General features: G+C 71.8%; 14 protein-coding genes and 4 pseudogenes. 9 read left to right on the top strand and 9 right to left on the bottom strand.

Going from position 1 to position 16488, the window contains the following annotated elements; translation table 11 throughout:
- The first annotated feature begins 678 nt into the window (after positions 1–678).
- Positions 679–975: a hypothetical protein gene (locus tag O0235_RS10530; protein WP_270055750.1), complete on the top strand. Its 297-nt coding sequence runs from the start codon at positions 679–681 to the stop codon at positions 973–975.
- A gap of 148 nt (positions 976–1123) precedes the next feature.
- On the opposite strand, the pseudogene O0235_RS16000 reads toward O0235_RS10530, so the two are convergent.
- Positions 1124–1336 (bottom strand): annotated as a pseudogene (locus O0235_RS16000) (dihydrofolate reductase family protein); the annotation flags it as partial.
- Between the two features lie 180 nt (positions 1337–1516).
- Positions 1517–1804, bottom strand: a complete 288-nt coding sequence (locus tag O0235_RS10520) for a GNAT family protein (protein WP_270055748.1) — start codon at positions 1802–1804, stop codon at positions 1517–1519.
- 651 nt (positions 1805–2455) lie between these two features.
- Between O0235_RS10520 and O0235_RS10515 the strand changes: the two genes are divergently transcribed.
- The 6 genes and pseudogenes from O0235_RS10515 to O0235_RS15990 form a co-directional block, all read left to right on the top strand.
- Positions 2456–2806, top strand: a complete 351-nt coding sequence (locus O0235_RS10515) for a PilZ domain-containing protein (protein WP_270055747.1) — start codon at positions 2456–2458, stop codon at positions 2804–2806.
- Positions 2807–4273: 1467 nt separating this feature from the next.
- A complete protein-coding gene (locus O0235_RS10510) occupies positions 4274–4720 on the top strand; it encodes a hypothetical protein (protein WP_270055746.1) in 447 nt (148 codons plus the stop codon).
- Between the two features lie 51 nt (positions 4721–4771).
- Positions 4772–5277, top strand: a pseudogene (locus tag O0235_RS10500) (MerR family transcriptional regulator).
- Positions 5278–5343: 66 nt separating this feature from the next.
- Positions 5344–6354, top strand: a pseudogene (gene moaA, locus O0235_RS15995) (GTP 3',8-cyclase MoaA).
- Between the two features lie 236 nt (positions 6355–6590).
- Complete coding sequence (locus tag O0235_RS10485) at positions 6591–7325, top strand: hypothetical protein (RefSeq protein ID WP_270055743.1); 735 nt, start codon at positions 6591–6593, stop codon at positions 7323–7325.
- Between the two features lie 631 nt (positions 7326–7956).
- Positions 7957–8445 (top strand): annotated as a pseudogene (locus tag O0235_RS15990) (glycosyltransferase); the annotation flags it as partial.
- Positions 8446–8587: 142 nt separating this feature from the next.
- On the opposite strand, the gene O0235_RS10480 reads toward O0235_RS15990, so the two are convergent.
- Complete coding sequence (locus tag O0235_RS10480) at positions 8588–9733, bottom strand: LLM class flavin-dependent oxidoreductase (RefSeq protein WP_506005439.1); 1146 nt, start codon at positions 9731–9733, stop codon at positions 8588–8590.
- On the opposite strand from O0235_RS10480, the gene O0235_RS10475 reads away from it, so the two are divergent.
- On the top strand, positions 9684–9950 hold the full coding sequence (locus O0235_RS10475; RefSeq protein WP_270055741.1) for a hypothetical protein: 267 nt from the start codon (positions 9684–9686) through the stop codon (positions 9948–9950). The genes O0235_RS10480 and O0235_RS10475 overlap by 50 nt on opposite strands.
- Before the next feature lie 41 nt (positions 9951–9991).
- Here the strand turns inward: O0235_RS10475 and O0235_RS10470 are convergent, their stop codons facing one another.
- From O0235_RS10470 to O0235_RS10460, 3 genes are all read right to left on the bottom strand, one after another.
- Positions 9992–10159 carry a hypothetical protein gene (locus O0235_RS10470; RefSeq protein ID WP_270055740.1) on the bottom strand — a complete coding sequence of 56 codons (168 nt, stop codon included), beginning with the start codon at positions 10157–10159 and terminating at the stop codon, positions 9992–9994.
- Between the two features lie 369 nt (positions 10160–10528).
- A complete protein-coding gene (locus O0235_RS10465; protein ID WP_270055739.1) occupies positions 10529–11602 on the bottom strand; it encodes a Gfo/Idh/MocA family protein in 1074 nt (357 codons plus the stop codon).
- A gap of 42 nt (positions 11603–11644) precedes the next feature.
- On the bottom strand, positions 11645–12316 hold the full coding sequence (locus O0235_RS10460) for an HAD family hydrolase (RefSeq protein WP_270055738.1): 672 nt from the start codon (positions 12314–12316) through the stop codon (positions 11645–11647).
- 135 nt (positions 12317–12451) lie between these two features.
- Here O0235_RS10460 and O0235_RS16210 point away from each other — a divergent pair, with 135 nt between their 5' ends.
- Positions 12452–13702 (top strand): cytochrome P450, encoded by a 1251-nt coding sequence (locus tag O0235_RS16210; RefSeq protein ID WP_270055737.1) that lies wholly within the window; start codon positions 12452–12454, stop codon positions 13700–13702.
- Here the strand turns inward: O0235_RS16210 and O0235_RS10450 are convergent.
- The 3 genes from O0235_RS10450 to O0235_RS10440 are packed head-to-tail and all read right to left on the bottom strand — an operon-like array spanning position 13683 to position 16457.
- On the bottom strand, positions 13683–14918 hold the full coding sequence (locus O0235_RS10450; protein WP_270055736.1) for a CaiB/BaiF CoA transferase family protein: 1236 nt from the start codon (positions 14916–14918) through the stop codon (positions 13683–13685). The two genes, O0235_RS16210 and O0235_RS10450, sit on opposite strands and share 20 nt — an antisense overlap.
- Positions 14900–15991 (bottom strand): CaiB/BaiF CoA transferase family protein, encoded by a 1092-nt coding sequence (locus tag O0235_RS10445; RefSeq protein ID WP_270055735.1) that lies wholly within the window; start codon positions 15989–15991, stop codon positions 14900–14902. Before O0235_RS10445 ends, O0235_RS10450 begins: the two co-directional genes overlap by 19 nt.
- A 34-nt stretch (positions 15992–16025) precedes the next feature.
- Positions 16026–16457 (bottom strand): globin domain-containing protein, encoded by a 432-nt coding sequence (locus O0235_RS10440; RefSeq protein WP_270055734.1) that lies wholly within the window; start codon positions 16455–16457, stop codon positions 16026–16028.
- Between the last annotated feature and the right edge of the window lie 31 nt (positions 16458–16488).

Here is a 16488-nt window from a genome sequence, read left to right as displayed (position 1 = left end):
GAGGCGGCGATGATGTCATCGAGGTCAACGTTGAAGTCGTTGTCCACGTCCCGTGATTGTAGGGGGAGCGGAAGGGGCTGGCGAGTGACGGAGGGGTGACAGTCGGCGGGCAGGAGGGAGCGCGGGGGCGCCGGCTGCCGACGATCGGAGTGATGCTGCGGCGATGGCGAACCTGGGGAACGCGGACCGGCGGGTGGAGGAGCTGATCCGGGGCGGAGTCGGCGTTTCGGAGCGGACGTGGCGCGCTTCGCCCGGGCCGGGTGCGGCCGGGCTGGCGGCGGAGGTGGCGGCCTGGGCGCGGGAGGAGATGGCAGGGATGCGGCGGCCGTTCGGGGTGGACCAGGTGGCGCTGGCGCTGGCGTGGCGGGACGGACGCGGCCGGGTCTTCTGCAGCGCGAGCCTGGGGGTGATGCGCCCGGGCGCGTTCTACGACGGGACGGCGGCAGCAGCGGCTGGCGGAGGCGTTCGCAGGTGCGCTGGGGCTCGCGGGGGAGGAGGAGAGCGGAGGTGCTGGCGGCGCTGGTGCGGCTCGGCGACCTGGCGTTCGAGCTGCAGGGAGCGGCGCGGGCGGCCTAGGCAGCTTGCCGGTGGCGCGGGAGCGGGTACACTCGCGGTGATGATGAAGGTGGCCAACCCCGCACGGGCGAAAGAGCGCGATCCAGCGGCAGATCGACAAGATTGGGCGGCTGCGAGGCAGCGGCCCGAACCCGTTCGATCTACGACCTGTGGGACGACCGAACGGTCGAGATCCTGGCGGCCATCTACGGGGAAGAGCTCGTGCAGGAGCTGCAGCGGTACTACGAGGCGGCGGGCAAGCGGGGCCGGCTGCCGGGCGTCCGCGGACAGGCGGAGAACATGACGCTGAACATCCACGGGCCGTGGGGCATCCACGCGCGGCTGGAGCGGGCCGAGCGGGTGCTGAAGGAGCTCGTGCAGGAGCTGGAGCGGGCGGACGGCGCGGCTCAGGCGCGCTGAACGTCGTACGATCAGTTCGACGAAGGCATCGGTGACCTGGCGGACGCTGCGGAGCCGGAGCGGCGGCCGCGGTGATCGCGCGCGGGAGGAGGGGCGCGCCGCCGCCGAGCGTGACCGGGGCGACGGTGACGATGATTTCGTCGAGGAGGCCGGCATCCCAGAACTGTCCGACGAGGTCGCCGCCGCCGACGAGCCAGATGTCGCGGCCGGCCGCGGCGGCGGCCATCCCGGCGTGGACGGGGCGAACGTCGCCCTGGACGAAGCGGATATCGCCGCCGGGCGGAACGGGGAAGGTGCGGTGGGTGAAGACCCAGGTGGGCTGGCGGTAGGGCCAGGGCTTCGGGGCGGCGCCGGGGCGCATGATGTCGTTGTCCAGGACCCACCGGTAGGTGGTCGCGCCCATGGCGATGGCGCCGAGGCGGGCTTCGAAGGCTGCCCATTCGGCCGGTGTCGGGGTCGCCGAACTGGAAGAGCCAGTCGAGGGCGTTGTCGGCATCGGCGATGAAGCCGTCGAGGCTGACGGCGGTGTAGTAGACGGTCTTCACGGGGGAGTCCTTCCTGGGCGGAGGCCGGTCAGGCGGGCTGGACGGCGTCGAGGTGGCGGGCAGTGTAGCCGGCAGGGAACCGGAGCTGCGAGGTCGGCGCGGAGCCGTTCGAGCCGCTCGCGGTAGGGTGGGGAATCGAGCCGCTCGGTCGTCATGATGATGGCATCTTCGTGGTTGTCGGCGTAGTAGCGCTTGCGGATGCCGACCTCGTAAAAGCCGTAGCGGCGGTAGAGGGCGCGCGCGGCTTCGTTGGAGACGCGGACTTCGAGGGTGACGGACTCCATCGGCCGGCGGTCGCCGGCGGCGAGTTAGCCGACGAGGCCGTTGGAGGACGAGGCGGCCGAAACCGCGCCGCTGGCATTCGGGGCGAACGGCGATGGTGACGATGTGGGCCTGGTCGACCATGAGCCAGAGGCCGCCGAAGGTTCGAGCGACGGGCGGGGCGCCTGGCAGGCCGTCGCGGGCGACGAGGTAGCGGGCGAGGGCGTTGGCGGTGAGTTCGCGTTCGAAGGCGGTGGTGGGCCAGCTCGCTGGTGTAGGCGGCGCGCTCGATGGCGATGACCGCGGGGATATCGGCGGGGGTCATCGGTTCGAGCGACGGGAGGTGCATGGAGTGATGGTAGCGGGTTCGTGTGACAGCGGTGTGGAAGTGATGAATGGTTGTCGATAACCGGGGTGGGATGACGAGCTTTCCGGTGCCGGGAACGCCGGTGACGGTGGTGCTTCGCTCGGCGCAGCCGGCGCAGTGGCCGGGGGAGGTGGCTGCGGTGCGGGAAGGCGGCGACTGGCCGTGCGGATTGCGGGGGCGATGCCGGAGTGGGACCCGCGCGGCACGTACGTGCTGGTCGCACTCGATGGCAGCACGGGCGGGTGTCGCAGCCGGCGGCGTATATGGGCCATTCGGAGCGTGCGGTCGCGTTCCGGGCGCTGGGCCCGTGCAGCAGCCGGTCTGGACCGGCGGGCACACCCGCGAGTTCGCGGCGAACTACCGGGCGGAGGTGCGGTCGGTGCTGGGGAACTCGCGGCAGGACGGGCGGCTGGTGGACATTTCGATGGGGGGCATGGCGGTGCGGGTCGGGAGCCGGCCGGGCGGCCGGCAGGTGCAGGTGCGGGTCTGGGCCGGGCCGTTCAGCAGCGAGCTCCTCTGCATGGTGGTCGGGGCAGAGGAGGACGAGAGCGGGGTGGTGCTGCGGCTGCAGTACACCGACCTGCTGCCGGCGCAGCGGGCGTTCGTCCGGCAGGTGGTGGAGGGGCTGGCGGGTCCGGGGGCGGCGCAGGCGTCGTAGGAGGGACCCGGCTGGCACGGGGGCGGTCCAGCGCGGAGAATGCCCGCCATGGGGCTCGATGCGCGGGCGATCGCGGGATGGGAGGTTGCCGCTGAGGGCGGCGACGGCGCGCTGGCCGCGGCGCTGGAGCTGCGAGGCCGGAGCGGATGGCCGCCGGGCTGCAAAGCGGGACGGAGGGACAGGTGGCGTTCCGCGAGGACGCTGCGGTGCAGGCCGGCAGTTGCACGGTCGAGGCGGCGCCGTTCGCCGGGCGGGTCGTCATGCGCGGGCCGGGGCCTCCGCGAGCTGATGGACGGGGCGGCGTGGCTGGAGCGCGCGGCTGGGGGTGCTGGCGCCGCGGCCGGGGCTGGTCCGGCCGCCGGGCAGGCCCCGGGCGAGCTGTCCGAAGGCCGGTACGACGTGTTCAGCCGGCGTTCGCCGAGCGGGGCGTCGTGCTCGGCTGCGATGCGGCTGCACGCGGCGTGGCGCGACTTCGGCTGCCGTTCGCGCGCCGGAACGGGCTGACGACGGTGTTCTTCGCATGACACGCCGCCGAGCCGCTGGGAGGCGCGGGAGGGGGACGGCGCCGGGCAGCTGTTCGGCCTGTGGGACCGGGAGGGTACCGCAGATCGCGGCGGAGGCGCGGCGGCTGGGGTTGCGGCTGGAGTTCGGCGGGCACCATCTTTCGACGCTGCTGCCGCGGGAGGCGTTCGAACGGCACCCGGAGTGGTTCCCGCTGCGCGGCGGGGAGCGGCGGCGGCACAACCTGTGCGTTTCGGATGCGGGGGCGCGCGCGGCGCTGCAGGAGGGGGCAGCGCGGTTCTTCGCGCGGTTCCCCGGGTTCGCGGTGTACCACCTGTGGGCCGATGACCTGCGGGCGGGCGGCTGGTGCTGCGTGCAGCGGCTGTGCGGGGATGACGCCTTCGGACCAGGACGCTGGAGGCCGACGGAACCTGGAGCCTGCCGAGGTGCTGGAGCAGCTGGAGCCGGGCGCACGGGTGGCGCACCTCGCCTACCACGACACGCTGGACGGCGCCGGCAGCGCGTGCGCCCGCGGGAGAACGTGGACGCGCTCTGGGCGCCGCGGAACCTGGCTGCGTACGCGCATGCGCTGGACGACCCCGGATGCCGGCGGAACCTGGAGCACCTCGCGGGGCTGGAGCGGCTGGCGGCGTGGTTCGGCGCGCCCGAACGCGTGCGGGTGTTCGAGTACTACAGCGACGGCATCCTGTTCAAATGGATGGCGCCGCCGCTGCTGGAGGTGATTCCCCGGGACCTGGCGGCGTACGCGCGCCTGGGAGTCGGCGGGGTCTTCGACCTCGCGGTGGCGCCGCGCCCGTGGACGGGGCCGACGTGGCATGCGTGGTGGTTCGCGCGGTGCGCGTGGGATGGCGGCGGCGACCCGGCTGGCCGGGCTGGCAAGGAATTCACGCGGGGGTGTTTCGGCGAGCTCGCGGGGGCGTTCGGCGGCGATGTACCGGCGGCTGGATGCGGCCTGCGGGCTGCGTGCTGGAGCGGGGCGAGCTGGAGCCGGGGCCGCGGTTCGACGTGCTGGACTACGGGGACAGCCCGCTGGGCGGCAGCTGCGAGGAGGCGCTGGCCGGGCGGGCAAGGGAGGCGCTGGCCGGGTTCGCGGCGGCGGCCCAGGCGCTGCCGGTGGCGGTGGGCGCTGGGCTGCCGCTGGAGGCGGTCGACGAGCTGGCGGCGACGGCGGCGGCAGGAATGCACGTCGCGGAGCGGGTCATCGCGTGGGACGCGGCGCTGGACGGCCGGTGCGAGGAGGCGATGGCGCACCTGCGGATGGCCGACGTTCATCTCCGTGCGCTGGGGGACTGGTACCATGCACATGCGCGGCCGGCGCGGGAGACGCTGGGCGAGCCGATGCTGCGCGGCGCGCGCTGGCATACGGACCGGGTGCGGGCGCTGTGCGGCTGACCGAAACCTGAACGTTGACGTTCGCGTCAATGTGGTAGACTGGGGGCTGACATGACGGATTCGACCAGCCAGGAACGGTTCTTGCAGATTGGCGAGGCGGCGGAGCGCGCGCAGCTGACGCAGCGGACGCTGCGCTACTACGAAGAGAAGGAGGCTGCTCGCGCCGCCGACGCGGATGGCAGGGCGGGTTCCGGCTGTACTCGCCGGAAGACATGGAGCGGATCGAGCGAATCCGGCAGCTGAAGGAGCTGCTCGGGTTCTCGCTTGCCGAGATCAAGGAGATGCTGGACGCGGAAGACGTGCGGCTGCAGATCCGGGCGGGATGGCGGGCTGACGCGGATGCCGCGGAGAAGGCGGAGAAGCTGCGCCGGGCGCGCGAAGTGACGCTGCACCAGATCCAGCTCATCGACCAGAAGATGGCGAAGATGCGCGAGCATGCGGGACGAGCTGGCGGAGCGGACCTTCGGAAGTACGACGAGTGGCTCCTGAAGCACAGCGAGGCGGCGGCGGCCGGCGAAACCGCCCAGGGCGAAGGGACGGCGGCGGCGAGCTCCTGAGCGTTGATGCCGGCGCCAGCACGACGGCGCCGGATCGGCTACGCTGTGGGGCGATGACGCTCGAGGATCCGGCTGGGACGTCCGCTGCGGGACCTGCGGATTTCGGTCACGGACCGGTGCAACTTCCGGTGCGTCTACTGCATGCCGCGGGAGGTGTTCGGGCCGGACTACCAGTTCCTGCGGCGGGATGAGCTGCTGACGTACGAGGAGATTGCGCGGGTCGCGCGGGTGCTGGTGGGGCTGGGGGTGGAGAAGATCCGGATCACGGGCGGGGAGCGACGCTGGTCCGGCGGGACCTGGACGAGCTCATCCGGGGGCTGCGGGGGATCGAGGGGCTGCGGGACCTGACGCTGACGACGAACGGGAGCCTGCTGCGGGCGCAGGCGCGGCGGCTGGCCGAGGCGGGGCTGCAGCGCATCACGGTGTCGCTCGATTCGCTGGACGACGCGGTGTTCACGGGCGTATGAACGACGACCGGCGTCGGGGTGGACCACAGTGCTGGACGGCATCGCCGCGGCGCGGGAGGACCGGGCTCTGGCCGATCAAGGTGAACGCCGTGGTGAACGCGCGGGGTGAACGACCACAGCGGTGGTCGACCTGGCGCGGTACTTCCGGGGGACCGGGATCATCGTGCGGTTCATCGAGTTCATGGACGTGGGCGCGACGAACGGCTGGCTGGCTGGACCACGTGGTGACGGGCCGGGAGATCATCGAGCGGATCGGGCGGGAGTTCCCGCTGGAGCCGGCGGAGGCGAACTACCGGGGCGAAGTGGCGCAGCGGTGGCGGTACGTCGACGGCGCGGGGGAGATCGGCGTGATTACGTCGATTTCGCAGCCGTTCTGCGGCGACTGCACGCGGCTGCGGCTCTCGCCGGAGGGGGAGCTCTACACGTGCCTGTTCGGCGCGAAGGGGCACGACCTGCGGGCGGTGCTGCGGGGCGGGGCGCAGCGACGCCGAGCTGGCAGGAGTTCGTGGCACAGGTGTGGCGGGCGCGCGACGACCGGTACTCGGAGCTGCGGACGGAGGCGAACACGTCGGGGCTGCCGAAAGTCGAGATGTCGCACATCGGCGGGTGAGGGTTCGCTGGCGAACTCGATTCGAATAGCGTAGGCTGCCGCGCATCTTCGAAACGGAGGCGCGGTCATGACGATTCGGGAGGAGTTCGCGGCGACGGTCGCGGACGGGGTGATGGTGGGGCCGCTGCGGCGACGTCGGTGAACAACTCGGCGCAGGCGAAGGGGTCGATCCACGACGACGCGACGGCGACGAAGCTGGGGTTCCGCGGCGGGACGGTCGCGGGGTCGGCATTCACATGGAGCTGTTCCCGCCGCTGCTGCGGGCGGCGTGGGGGCGGCGGTGGTTCGAGCGGGGAACGCTCTCGATGTACTTCCTGAACGCGACGACGGACCGGGAGGCGGTGCGGGCGCACTTGCGGGTGCCGCCGGAGGGCGCAGCCGATGCGCAGGTGGACGCATGGGTGCTGCGGGAGGACGGCATGCAGGTGGCGCAGGGGACGGCGTCGGTGGGCGAGCCGGGGGTGCCGACGGCGCTGCTGGCGCGGCCGCTGGAGCGGTTCGAGCCGGGCGAGCTCCGCATCCTGGCGAGCGTCCAGAAGGGGCACCGGTTCGAGCCGGTGACGGTGCGCTGCGCGCCGGAGGAGCAGGAGCGGCGGCTGGCGGTGACGACGGAGCCGATGGACTGGTACCGGGGCGAGGGGTCACCGTGGGGCGGCGCCGCCGGTGATGATCGCGCCGCTCGTGCAGATGCTCTACGCGAAGAGCGTGGACGCAGGTGGCGGAGCGGCTTCGGGGCGGTCGGGCTGTTCGGCGCGATCGAAATCCGGAACGTGAACGGGCCGGCGCTCGTGGGCGAGGAGTACACGTGCACAGGCGAGGTCATCGCCGTGGGGCAGAGCCCGAAGACGGAGTACCTCTGGTTCGAGACGGGGCTGGACGACGCTGCAGGGAAGCGGGTGGCGGAGATGCGGATGCTGCTGCGGTTCATGAAGGCGTCGAGCAGCCTGTACCCGGAGCTGCAGCAGGGCTGACGACGGGGGAAAGGAACGGCCCCGGCCGGCGGAAGGAGGAACACCGGCCGCGGGCCCAGCCACGCCGAGGGGTTCGGCAGGCGTACCGTACCATTTCTGAGATGAGATATCAATAGGGTGATGCGCATCCTTCAGCTGGTTCCCTGGGAGCCGGGGGGAAAGCCAACGAGCATGTCGCGGTACGCGCAGCGGATGGCGGCGCTCTACCCGCCCTCCTGGTTCTCGGGCCGGGTAGCGGGCACCTATTTCAACATCCCTGCCGCACTCCGCCGGCGCATCCCGGGGCAGCGGAGCTACGAGCGGTTGCCCCGCCGACGCTCCTGGGGGGATTCGACCTCGTGCATTGCACCGACGGGTGGCAGGCTGTTCACAGGAGGCGGTTCCGCCGGCGTGCCGTTCGTCGTCACCGTCCACGACACCATTCCCCTGGAAGGGTACGCAGGCCGGGAGTGGCCCGGTGCGTGGATGTTCCGGTGCGCGCTGCGAGAAGCCGAGCGGTCGACGCTCGTGATTACGCCGTCAGTTCGCGGCGCGCGAGGCACTAACGCGACGGGCAGGTCGGTCGATCCAGGTCGGCCTGCGCGTCGTGCCGGTACCGTTACCCTGGGAGTTCGTCCCGGGGGCGGGCGCCATGGAGCGGCCGGGTTGGCTGCCGCCCGGGAAGGCCGTGCTCAGCGTCTGGCACCATCAGCGCCTACAAGAACCTGCCGCTGCTCATCGAGGCGATGGGTCGGCCGGAACTTCGCCATGCGCGGCTCATCCGAGTCGGCCAGCGATTCGACCAGGACCTCTCGGAATCTCGCCCGCCGACGCAGGGGTCGCCGACCGCGTCATCGAGCTCGGGAACGCGGATGAGGCGATGCTCCTCGACGCCTATCGCCATTGCGATGCGCTCGCGCAGCCGAGCTTCAACGAGGGCTTCGGGATGCCGGTGGCGGAAGCGCTGGGATGCGGGCTGCCGGTCGTGCTGAGCGACGGGGGAGCGCTCCCGGAAGTGGCCGGCGACGCGGGCGTCGTCGTCCCTCTCAGGCGGCGAACAGCCGGGACGTGCGACGCCGGGGATGTCGAGGCGTTCGCCGGAGCGCTCGCAACCGTCCTGGATGATGCTTCGGCACGCGCTCGAACCGCGACTCTTGGCCCGCAGGCGCGTCGCGCGCTTTCGGCCTGCGGCCGTCTGGGAGACGCTGCTCGGGGCATGACCGGGACGCGGAACGGCTGGGTCCCTGCTGCTGAAATGAGCGGTGCCCCGGTGCCGGGGCGGGCTACTGGCCGGCGACCGGCGAGGGAAGGGGGGCGCGGAGCGGGCGGACCGGCTCGTCGATGGGGACGGCGCGGCGCTCCGGCGGGAGCGGCTCTCGGATACCAGCGGTCTTCGAAGTCGTTGAACTTGTCGCTTGGAGGTTGGGCATGACCTTCTCGGCGAACATCTGTGTGTTGTAGACGGCGACGTCGCGGGGCATGGAGCCCATCTGGAGGAGGAGCATGAGGTGGCCGACGCGGAGGTTGTCGGCGAGCTCGTTGAGCTTCTCGGTGACGTAATCGGGGCCGCCGGCGATGACGTAGCCCTGTTCGACGAGGCCTTCCCAGCTGAGGCGGGCCTTGGCGTTCTGCTGGGCCTGTTCGAACTGGGATTTGATGCCGGCTTTCACGGTGCGGAGGGTGCGGTAGCCGGGGGCGTCGGCGAAGCCGGGGTAGACGTGGAGGCAGCGGTTGTAGAAGTAGTCGATGTGGGGCCAGTAGAGCTCCTTGGCCTCGGCGGCGTTGTCGGCGACGCAGACGACCTGGGCGAAGCCGGCGTGGTAGGGGTTGGGTTCAGACGCCCTTGTCGCGCATGCGGGCCCAGAAGCCGTCCATGATGGCCTGGGCGCGCTTGTAGCCGGAGTAGGAGAGGTAGGAGTAGAGGTAGCCCATATCGGCGCACCACTCCCAGGTTTCGATGGAGCCGCCGCCGGGGATCCAGATGGGCGGGTTGGGCTTCTGGAGGGGCGACGGGGCCAGGGGTTCATGTAGCGAATCTGGGTGTACTTGCCGTTGAAGTGGGTGACGCCCTCGTTGTGCCACGCCTGCATGATGAGGTCGTGGGCTTCGTAGTAGCGCTCCCGGAGCTGAGCGCCGGGGACCCCGTAGGCGAAGTTGGTGTCCATGCTGGTGCCGACGGGGAAGCCGGCGACGAGGCGGCCGCCGGAGAGGATATCGAGCATTTCGGCGAACTCTTCGGCGACGCGGAGGGGCGGGTTGTAGAGAGCGATGGAGTTGCCCATGACGACGATGGCGGCGCGGTTGGTGCGGCGGGTGAGGGTGGCCGCCATGATGTCGTCGGGCTGGGCATGAGGCCGTAGGCGTTGGCTGTGGTGTTCGTTGACGGCAGATGCCGTCGAAGCCGACTTTTTCGGCGAACTCGAGTTCATCGAGGTATTCGTGGTAGACGCCGTTCGCCTTTTCGGCGTCGAAGAGGCCGTAGTCGACATCGACCCAGACGGAGCGGTGCTTTTTCTGGAAGTCGTCCGGCAGGTAGGGCCAGGGCATGAGGTGGAACCAGTGGAACTTCACGGCAGGGGCCTCCTCGCGGGTGGACTGGACGGGCGGCCGGCATTTCGCCAGTCCCGAACGGTTCGGGGAGTATAGCAGGATGGGGGCGACGAAACGGCAAGGGTCGGAGCGGACCGTCAGGGGAGGGCGACGTTGATGACGACCAGCTGGGGCTGGCTGCCGACGGTGTAGCCGGAGGGGAAGTACTGGCCATCGACGAGAACGCCGATGACGGCGCCGATGCGGTTGGCGCAGTCTTCGCCGGCCGCATAGAAGTCGATGCCGAAGCCGCCGTCCGTATTCAAGCGCGASGGMSCGSSRMCRSMSTSRMMSSYGRYSRARMCKYCGRGSSTSCCGGCGGGARCRGGCGSWSSGCSKCGGGKKMGSGSSYSGGSKMSGSGMGCSGTSGGGWGGASGCYGGGGCCGASGGRGCYGGGCGKSSRGKWRRSGSKSGCGGYSGSCGKCGCGGMSGKSGKSGGCGTCGCGGTCACGCCGGGGGAGGCCGGCGGCGGGGCCGGGTCGCCGCCGCGGATGAGGAGCCAGGCGCCGACGGCGGCGAAAATGACGCCGAGGATGCCGAGGGCGGTCCAGCCGAGGGCCTGGCGTGCAGGGGTCGCGAAGAGGGACTGGAGCCAGCTCATCCGGCTACAGGGTACGGGAGCGAGGGCGCGGCGTCAGGGGGCGGCGGGCGATTCGGCCGCGAGCCAGTGGTCGATGGCGCGCGGGGCGGCGCTCGGGAAGGGAAGGGACACCCACGCGCCCCCGCGGCGGGCAGATTCGTAGGCGGCGCAGATGATTTCGAGGACGCGGAGGGCGTCGCGGCCGGGGAAGCGCGGTTCGGCGCGGCCGGCGGCGGCCTCGGCGAAGTGCTCGAGCTCCTGCGGGAAGCCGAACTGCCAGGCTTCTTCGTACATGACCCGCTGCCAGCCGGGGAGCTGGCCGGGCTCGGCGGACTCGGGTTCGCGGTAGAGGTCGATGGCGGGCGCATCGTCGAGGTTGGCGGTGAGGCGGCCGCGGGCGCCGACGATTTCGAGGAGGTCGGCGCCGCCGGGGAGGGCCCAGGAGGCTTCGACGGTTGCGAGGGCGCCGCCGGGGAAGCGGAGGTGGACGATGGCGTGGTCCTCGGCGGGCGTCCGGGCGGCGTGACGAAAGCGGCCGAGGACGGCAGCGACGGCCTCGGGCCACGCGTCGAGCTGGCGGCAGGCGAGGGCGATGCCGTGGCAGCCGATATCGATGAGGGCGCCGCCGCCAGCCCGGCTGACGTCCCAGAACCAGTCGGCATAGGGGCCGGCGTGGCCCTGCTGCTGGCGGAGGAGGTAGGGCTGGCCGATTTCGCCGCGGCGGACGAGGGCGCGGACGCGCTCGTACATCGGGGCGAAGAGCAGGTTTTCGGCGCAGAGGAGCAGGACGCCGGCGCGGCCGCAGGCCTCGACCATCTCGGCGGCGGCCGGGAGGCCGGGGGCGAGGGGTTTCTCGCAGAGGACGTGCTTGCCAGCGGCCGCCGCGGCGAGGGTGATGGGGAGGTGGAGGTCGTTGGGCGCAGCGATGACGACGGCATCGACCGGGGCATCGGCGATGAGGCGGCGCCAATCGTCGTACGCGGCCGGGATGCCCCAGCGGCCGGCGAAGGCGCGGGCAGAGCGGGGCGAGGCGACGGCGGCGATTTCGACCGCAGGCACGCGGCGGGCGGCGTGGGCGTACACGCCGGCGATGAAGCCGGCGCCGACGAGGCCGAGCCTGAGCGGCATGGGGGAATCGTGCCGCGGGCAGGTCCGGCTGTCGACGGGGCGTCAGGGGAGGATCGCGGCGAGGGCGCGGTCGAGGTCGGCGAACCCGGGGAGGACGGCGTCGGCGCCGGCGGCGCGGAGGTCGTGCGCGGTGTAGCGGCCGGTGGCGACGGCGACCGCGCGGGCGCCGGCGGCCCTCGCAGCGGCGACATCGAGCGGCGTATCGCCAATGACGACGGCAGAAGCGGGGTCCGGTGCTGCGCCGAGCGCGGCGGCGAGGGCGGCGATGCCGGCGCGGACGAGGTCGGCGCGGTCGGTGTGGTCGTCGCCGAAGCCGCCGGCGGCGAAGCGGTGCCAGAGGCCGAAGTGGCCGAGCTTGGCGCGGGCGCCAGCGCGGAGGTTGCCGGTGGCGAGACCGATGCCCGGCAGCTCGCGGGCGAGGGCATCGAGGAGCGGTTCGACGCCGGGGAGGATTTCGCCGCCCTTCTCGCGGAGGGCGCCGGGCAGCTCCGCGAGGTAGGCGTCGCGGACGTCCGGAAAGCGGGCCGCGGGGCTGCCGCAGCGCTGGAGGACTTCGGCGATGATGGCGCGGTCGGTGCGGCCGTCGAAGCGTACGCCGCCGGTGGCGGACGGGACGCCGACGACGCGTTCGAAGGCGCGGTCGAGAGCGAGGCGGCCGGCGCCGCTGGTGGCGATGAGCGTGAGGTCGATGTCGAAGAGGAGGAGCGGGGCCACGGGAGCAGTCTACGGAATGGCGGGCCGGGCGGCGGTGAGGCGGCGCGGCGCCGGGTGAATTTGCGGCAGCGGGGCTTTCGAACGCGGTTCGACTTTGTTAGCATGCGGCGAAGCAGCCGATGGAGGGACAGCGCCATGACGGATACGACGACGAATGAGGTGCCGCTCGGCATCGCCCTGACGCCCCTGAACCCGGAGTACCAGCGCGACCCGTTCAGCCTGCTCGACCGGGTGCGGGAGGCGGACCGTGTGGTGTGGGATGAGCAGTTCGGGCGGTGGCTGGTCGCGCGATTCGAGGACGTGCACGCCATCCTGAACGACCGGGACCTGCTGGTGGACCCGCGGAAGGCGAACGAGAAGTCGTTCAACGCGATGTTCCGGCAGCGGCTGCTGGGGGAGGACCGGGAGCCGAGCATGCTCTTCCAGGACCCGCCGGTGCATACCCGGCTGCGGGGGCTGGTTTCGAAGGCGTTCACGCCGCGGGCGATCGAGCGGATGCGCGGGCGGATCGAGGAGATTGCGAACGAGCTGTGCGACCGGGTGGAGGGTCAGGAGCGGTTCGACCTGATGGCGGCGTTCTGCCAGCCCTACCCGACGATCGTGATCGCGGAGATGCTCGGGGTGGACCCGAAGGACCAGGCGGATTTCAAGCGGTGGACGGACGACAGCGTTGCTGCCGGGTTCGACCCGTTCGCGAGCGAAGAGACGCGGCAGAAGGCGATGAAGGCGGGCGAGGAGCTGCAGGCGTACCTCCGGCGGGTCATCGCGGAGCGGCGGGCGGAGCCGCGGGACGACCTGATTACGGCGATGCTGAAGGCGGAGGACAACGGGGACTTCCTGAACGACGAGGAAGTGCTCTCGATGATCGGGCTGCTGCTGGCGGCGGGGAACGTGACGACGACGGACCTGCTCGGGAACGGGATGAAGAACCTGCTGCAGCACCCGGACCAGCGCGCAGCTGCTGCGGGAGCGGCCAGAACTGATCGAGAACGCGGTGGAGGAGATGCTCCGCTACGAGGGGCCGGTGACGTTCAGCGGGCGGATTCTGCCGGACGACCGGGTGGTGGCGGGCTGCCCGATGCACAAGGGCGATTCGATCACGGTGGCGCTGGGCGGAGCGAACTACGACCCGCGGCTGCACAAGGACCCGCACAAGTTCGACGTGACGCGGGAGGACATCGACCACGTAGCCTTCGGCGGCGGGCGGCGGTACTGCCTGGGCGCGCCGCTGGCGCGGCTCGAGGCGCAGATCGGGGTGCGGGTGCTGCTGAACCGGTTCCCGACGATGCGGCTGGCGCCGCAGGAGCTGAAGTGGAAGCGGGTGCCGGGCTTCCGCGGGCTCGAGGAGCTGTGGGTCGAGGTGTAGTCAGCCGACGCCGGGGTTGACCGGGGCGTCACCGATGACGCCCTCGCGGCGGAGTTCTTCGATTCGGTCATCATCGAGGCCGAGCAGGCCGCGGAGGATTTCGCTGTTGTGTTCGCCGAAGAGGGGCGCATGGCGGCGCGGCCAGGGGTCGGCCTCGCGCAGGCGCCACGCGGTGCGCGGCTGCTTCCACGGGTGCATGCGCGGGTGCGGGAGTTGGACCCAGAACCGCCGGGCGGCGAGGTGGGGGTCGTCGTGGATGGCGACGGTATCGAGGACGCGGCCCGCGGGGATGCCGGCGCGGGCGAGGAGTTCGAAGGCCTCCTGCGGGTCACGGCCGGCGAGCGCTTCGGCGAGGCGGGCGTCGATGACGTCGTGGTCGGATGGGCCGCCGGGGAGCGCCGGGTCGATGCCGAGGAGCGCGGCGGCGCGCTCCCATTCTTCGCGGGTGCGGAGGGTGATAGCGAGCCACTGCTCATCGCCGGCGCAGCGGTAGACGCCCTGGGCGAAGGCGCGCGGGTCGCGGTTGCCGCGGTGGACCGGAGTTTCGCCGCGGAGGGAGGCGGCGGCGAATGCTTCGCCGATGAGCGAGGAGAGGACTTCGCGCTGGGCGAGGTCGATGAAGCAGCCGCGGCCGGTGCGGCGGCGCTGGACGAGGGCGAGGGCGACGGCGGCAGCCGCGGCTTTGCCGGCGACGGGGTCGCCGTAGGAGATGCCGGTCTTGAAGGGGACGCCGTCGTCGCCGTAGCCGGTCATGGAAGCGAGGCCGCTCATCTGCTCGATGATCGGGCCGAAGCCGACGTGGCGGCGTTCGGGGCCGGTCTTCCCGTAGCCCGCCATCGAGACGAGGATGATGTCGGGCCGCGCCTCGCGGAGCACGCCGTAGCCGAGCCGGAGGTTATCGAGGACGTCGGCGCGGTAGTTTTCGATGACGACGTCGCAGTGCGGGACGAGCTGGAGGAAGGTTTCGCGGCCGAGGGGATGGGCGAGGTCGAGGGTGAGGGATTTCTTGTCGCGGTTGTAGTCGTTGAAGTAGTAGGAGGAGTTCCACGGCTCGTCGACGCCGGGCTGGGGGATGAGGGTGCGGATGTTGTCCCAGGCGCGGGGGGATTCGATCTTGATGACCTCGGCGCCCATCTCGGCGAGGATGCGGGTGGCGTAGGGGCCGGCCCACATCATGGTGAGGTCGGCGATGCGGATGCCTTCGAGGGGGAGGCGCTTCACGGGCGGGTGCTCCACGCGGCGAGGATGTCGGCGGCGGGGACCGGTTCGCTCAGCCGGCCGGGGCGCCAGGGGAGGCCGAGGAAGGGGCGGCCGGGGACGAGCGCGGTCCCGGCCGGGGTTTCGACGGCATCGAAGAAGCCGCGCTCGCGGAGGGAGGGGTTTTCGAGGAGTTCGAGCGGGGTGACGACGGCGCCGATGGGGACGCGGTGGCGGACGCCGAGCTCGAGGAGTTCGGCCTTCGTGCGCTCGCCGAACCAGGCGTAGAGCTTTGCCTGGAGTTCGTCGTCGTGGTTGGGGCGTTCGAGGGGGTCGCGGAAGCGCGGCTCCTCGAGCTCGGGGTCGCCGAGGAGGGCGAAGAGGGCAGGCACCTGCCGCTCGAGGGCGCAAACGCCGGCGTAGCCGTCGGCGCAGGGGTAGAGGCCCCAGACGGCGCGGACGTGGTTGCCGGAGCGGATGCTGACGGCGCCCTCATAGGCGCCGCGGGGGCCGTAGAGCTCGAGCATGCCGGCCATGGATTCCTGGAGCGAGATATCGACCCAGTCGCCTTCGCCGTGGAGGAGGGCGCCGAGATACGCGGTGATGGCGGCGCCGGCGGCATCGAGGCCGCCGAGGTAGAGCGCCTGCGAGCCGCCGGTGACGAGCGGTTCGCGCTGGTGCATGCCGGTGAGCGACATGATGCCGCCCATGGCGAAGGCGGTGATGTTCGTCGCCGGGAAGGGGGCGTATGGGCCGTCCTGGCCGTACGGGGTGATGGAGACGATGACGAGTTCCGGTCGGCCGGCGCGGAGACGGGCCGGGTCGAGGCCGCGCGCGGCGAGTGCGCCGGGCGGGCCGTCATCGATGATGATGTCGGCGGCCCGGGCGAGCGTGAGGAGGTCGCCGGCTGAGGCGCCGCGGACCCGGCGCTTGCCGGGGAGGAGGTAGACGGCCTCGTCGGGGGTGAGCATCTCGGGCTCGGGGTCGATGCGGACGACGTCGGCGCCGAAACCGGCGAGCCAGCGGGCGGCGAACGCGGCGGAGATGCCGCCGCCGATTTCGAGGACGCGGACGGATTCGAGGGGAAGGGGGTCGGCTGTCGGTGCTTCCATCGCCGGCGGATTCTACCGGGATGGACAGCGCGGGTCAGTCGAGGTAGACGTCGCCGAGGGGCTCGCGAGGGACGTCGTCGTTGGCGTTGATCATGTGGCGGGCGAGGACGGCGAGACGTTCGAAGATGGGGTCCTGGATGTCGCGGGGAACGCCGGCCTCGGTCCAGGCTTCGCGCATGAGGCGGAGCCAGCGGCCGGCTGCGCGTTCATCGATGACGAAGGGGAAGTGGCGGCGGCGGAGGCGGGGGTGGCCGTAGCGGTCGCTGTAGCTCGTGGGGCCGCCAAGCCACTGTTCGAAGAACCAGGCGAGCTTTTTCTTGCCGGGCTCGAGGTCGTCGGGGTAGAGGGGGCGGAGGATGTCGTCGGTTTCGACGCGGGCGTAGAAGGCCTCGACGATGCGCACGACGGTTTGGGCGCCGCCGACCTGCTGGTAGGGGGTCGCGGCGGAGGCTTCGGAGGGGTTCATGGGTTCGATGATAGCGGGGATGCAGGGCGGG

The organism is Tepidiforma flava, assembly GCF_027594505.1.
GTDB classification, from domain to species: Bacteria; Chloroflexota; Dehalococcoidia; order Tepidiformales; family Tepidiformaceae; genus Tepidiforma; species Tepidiforma flava.
This window is presented reverse-complemented; position numbering and strand designations above follow the sequence as displayed.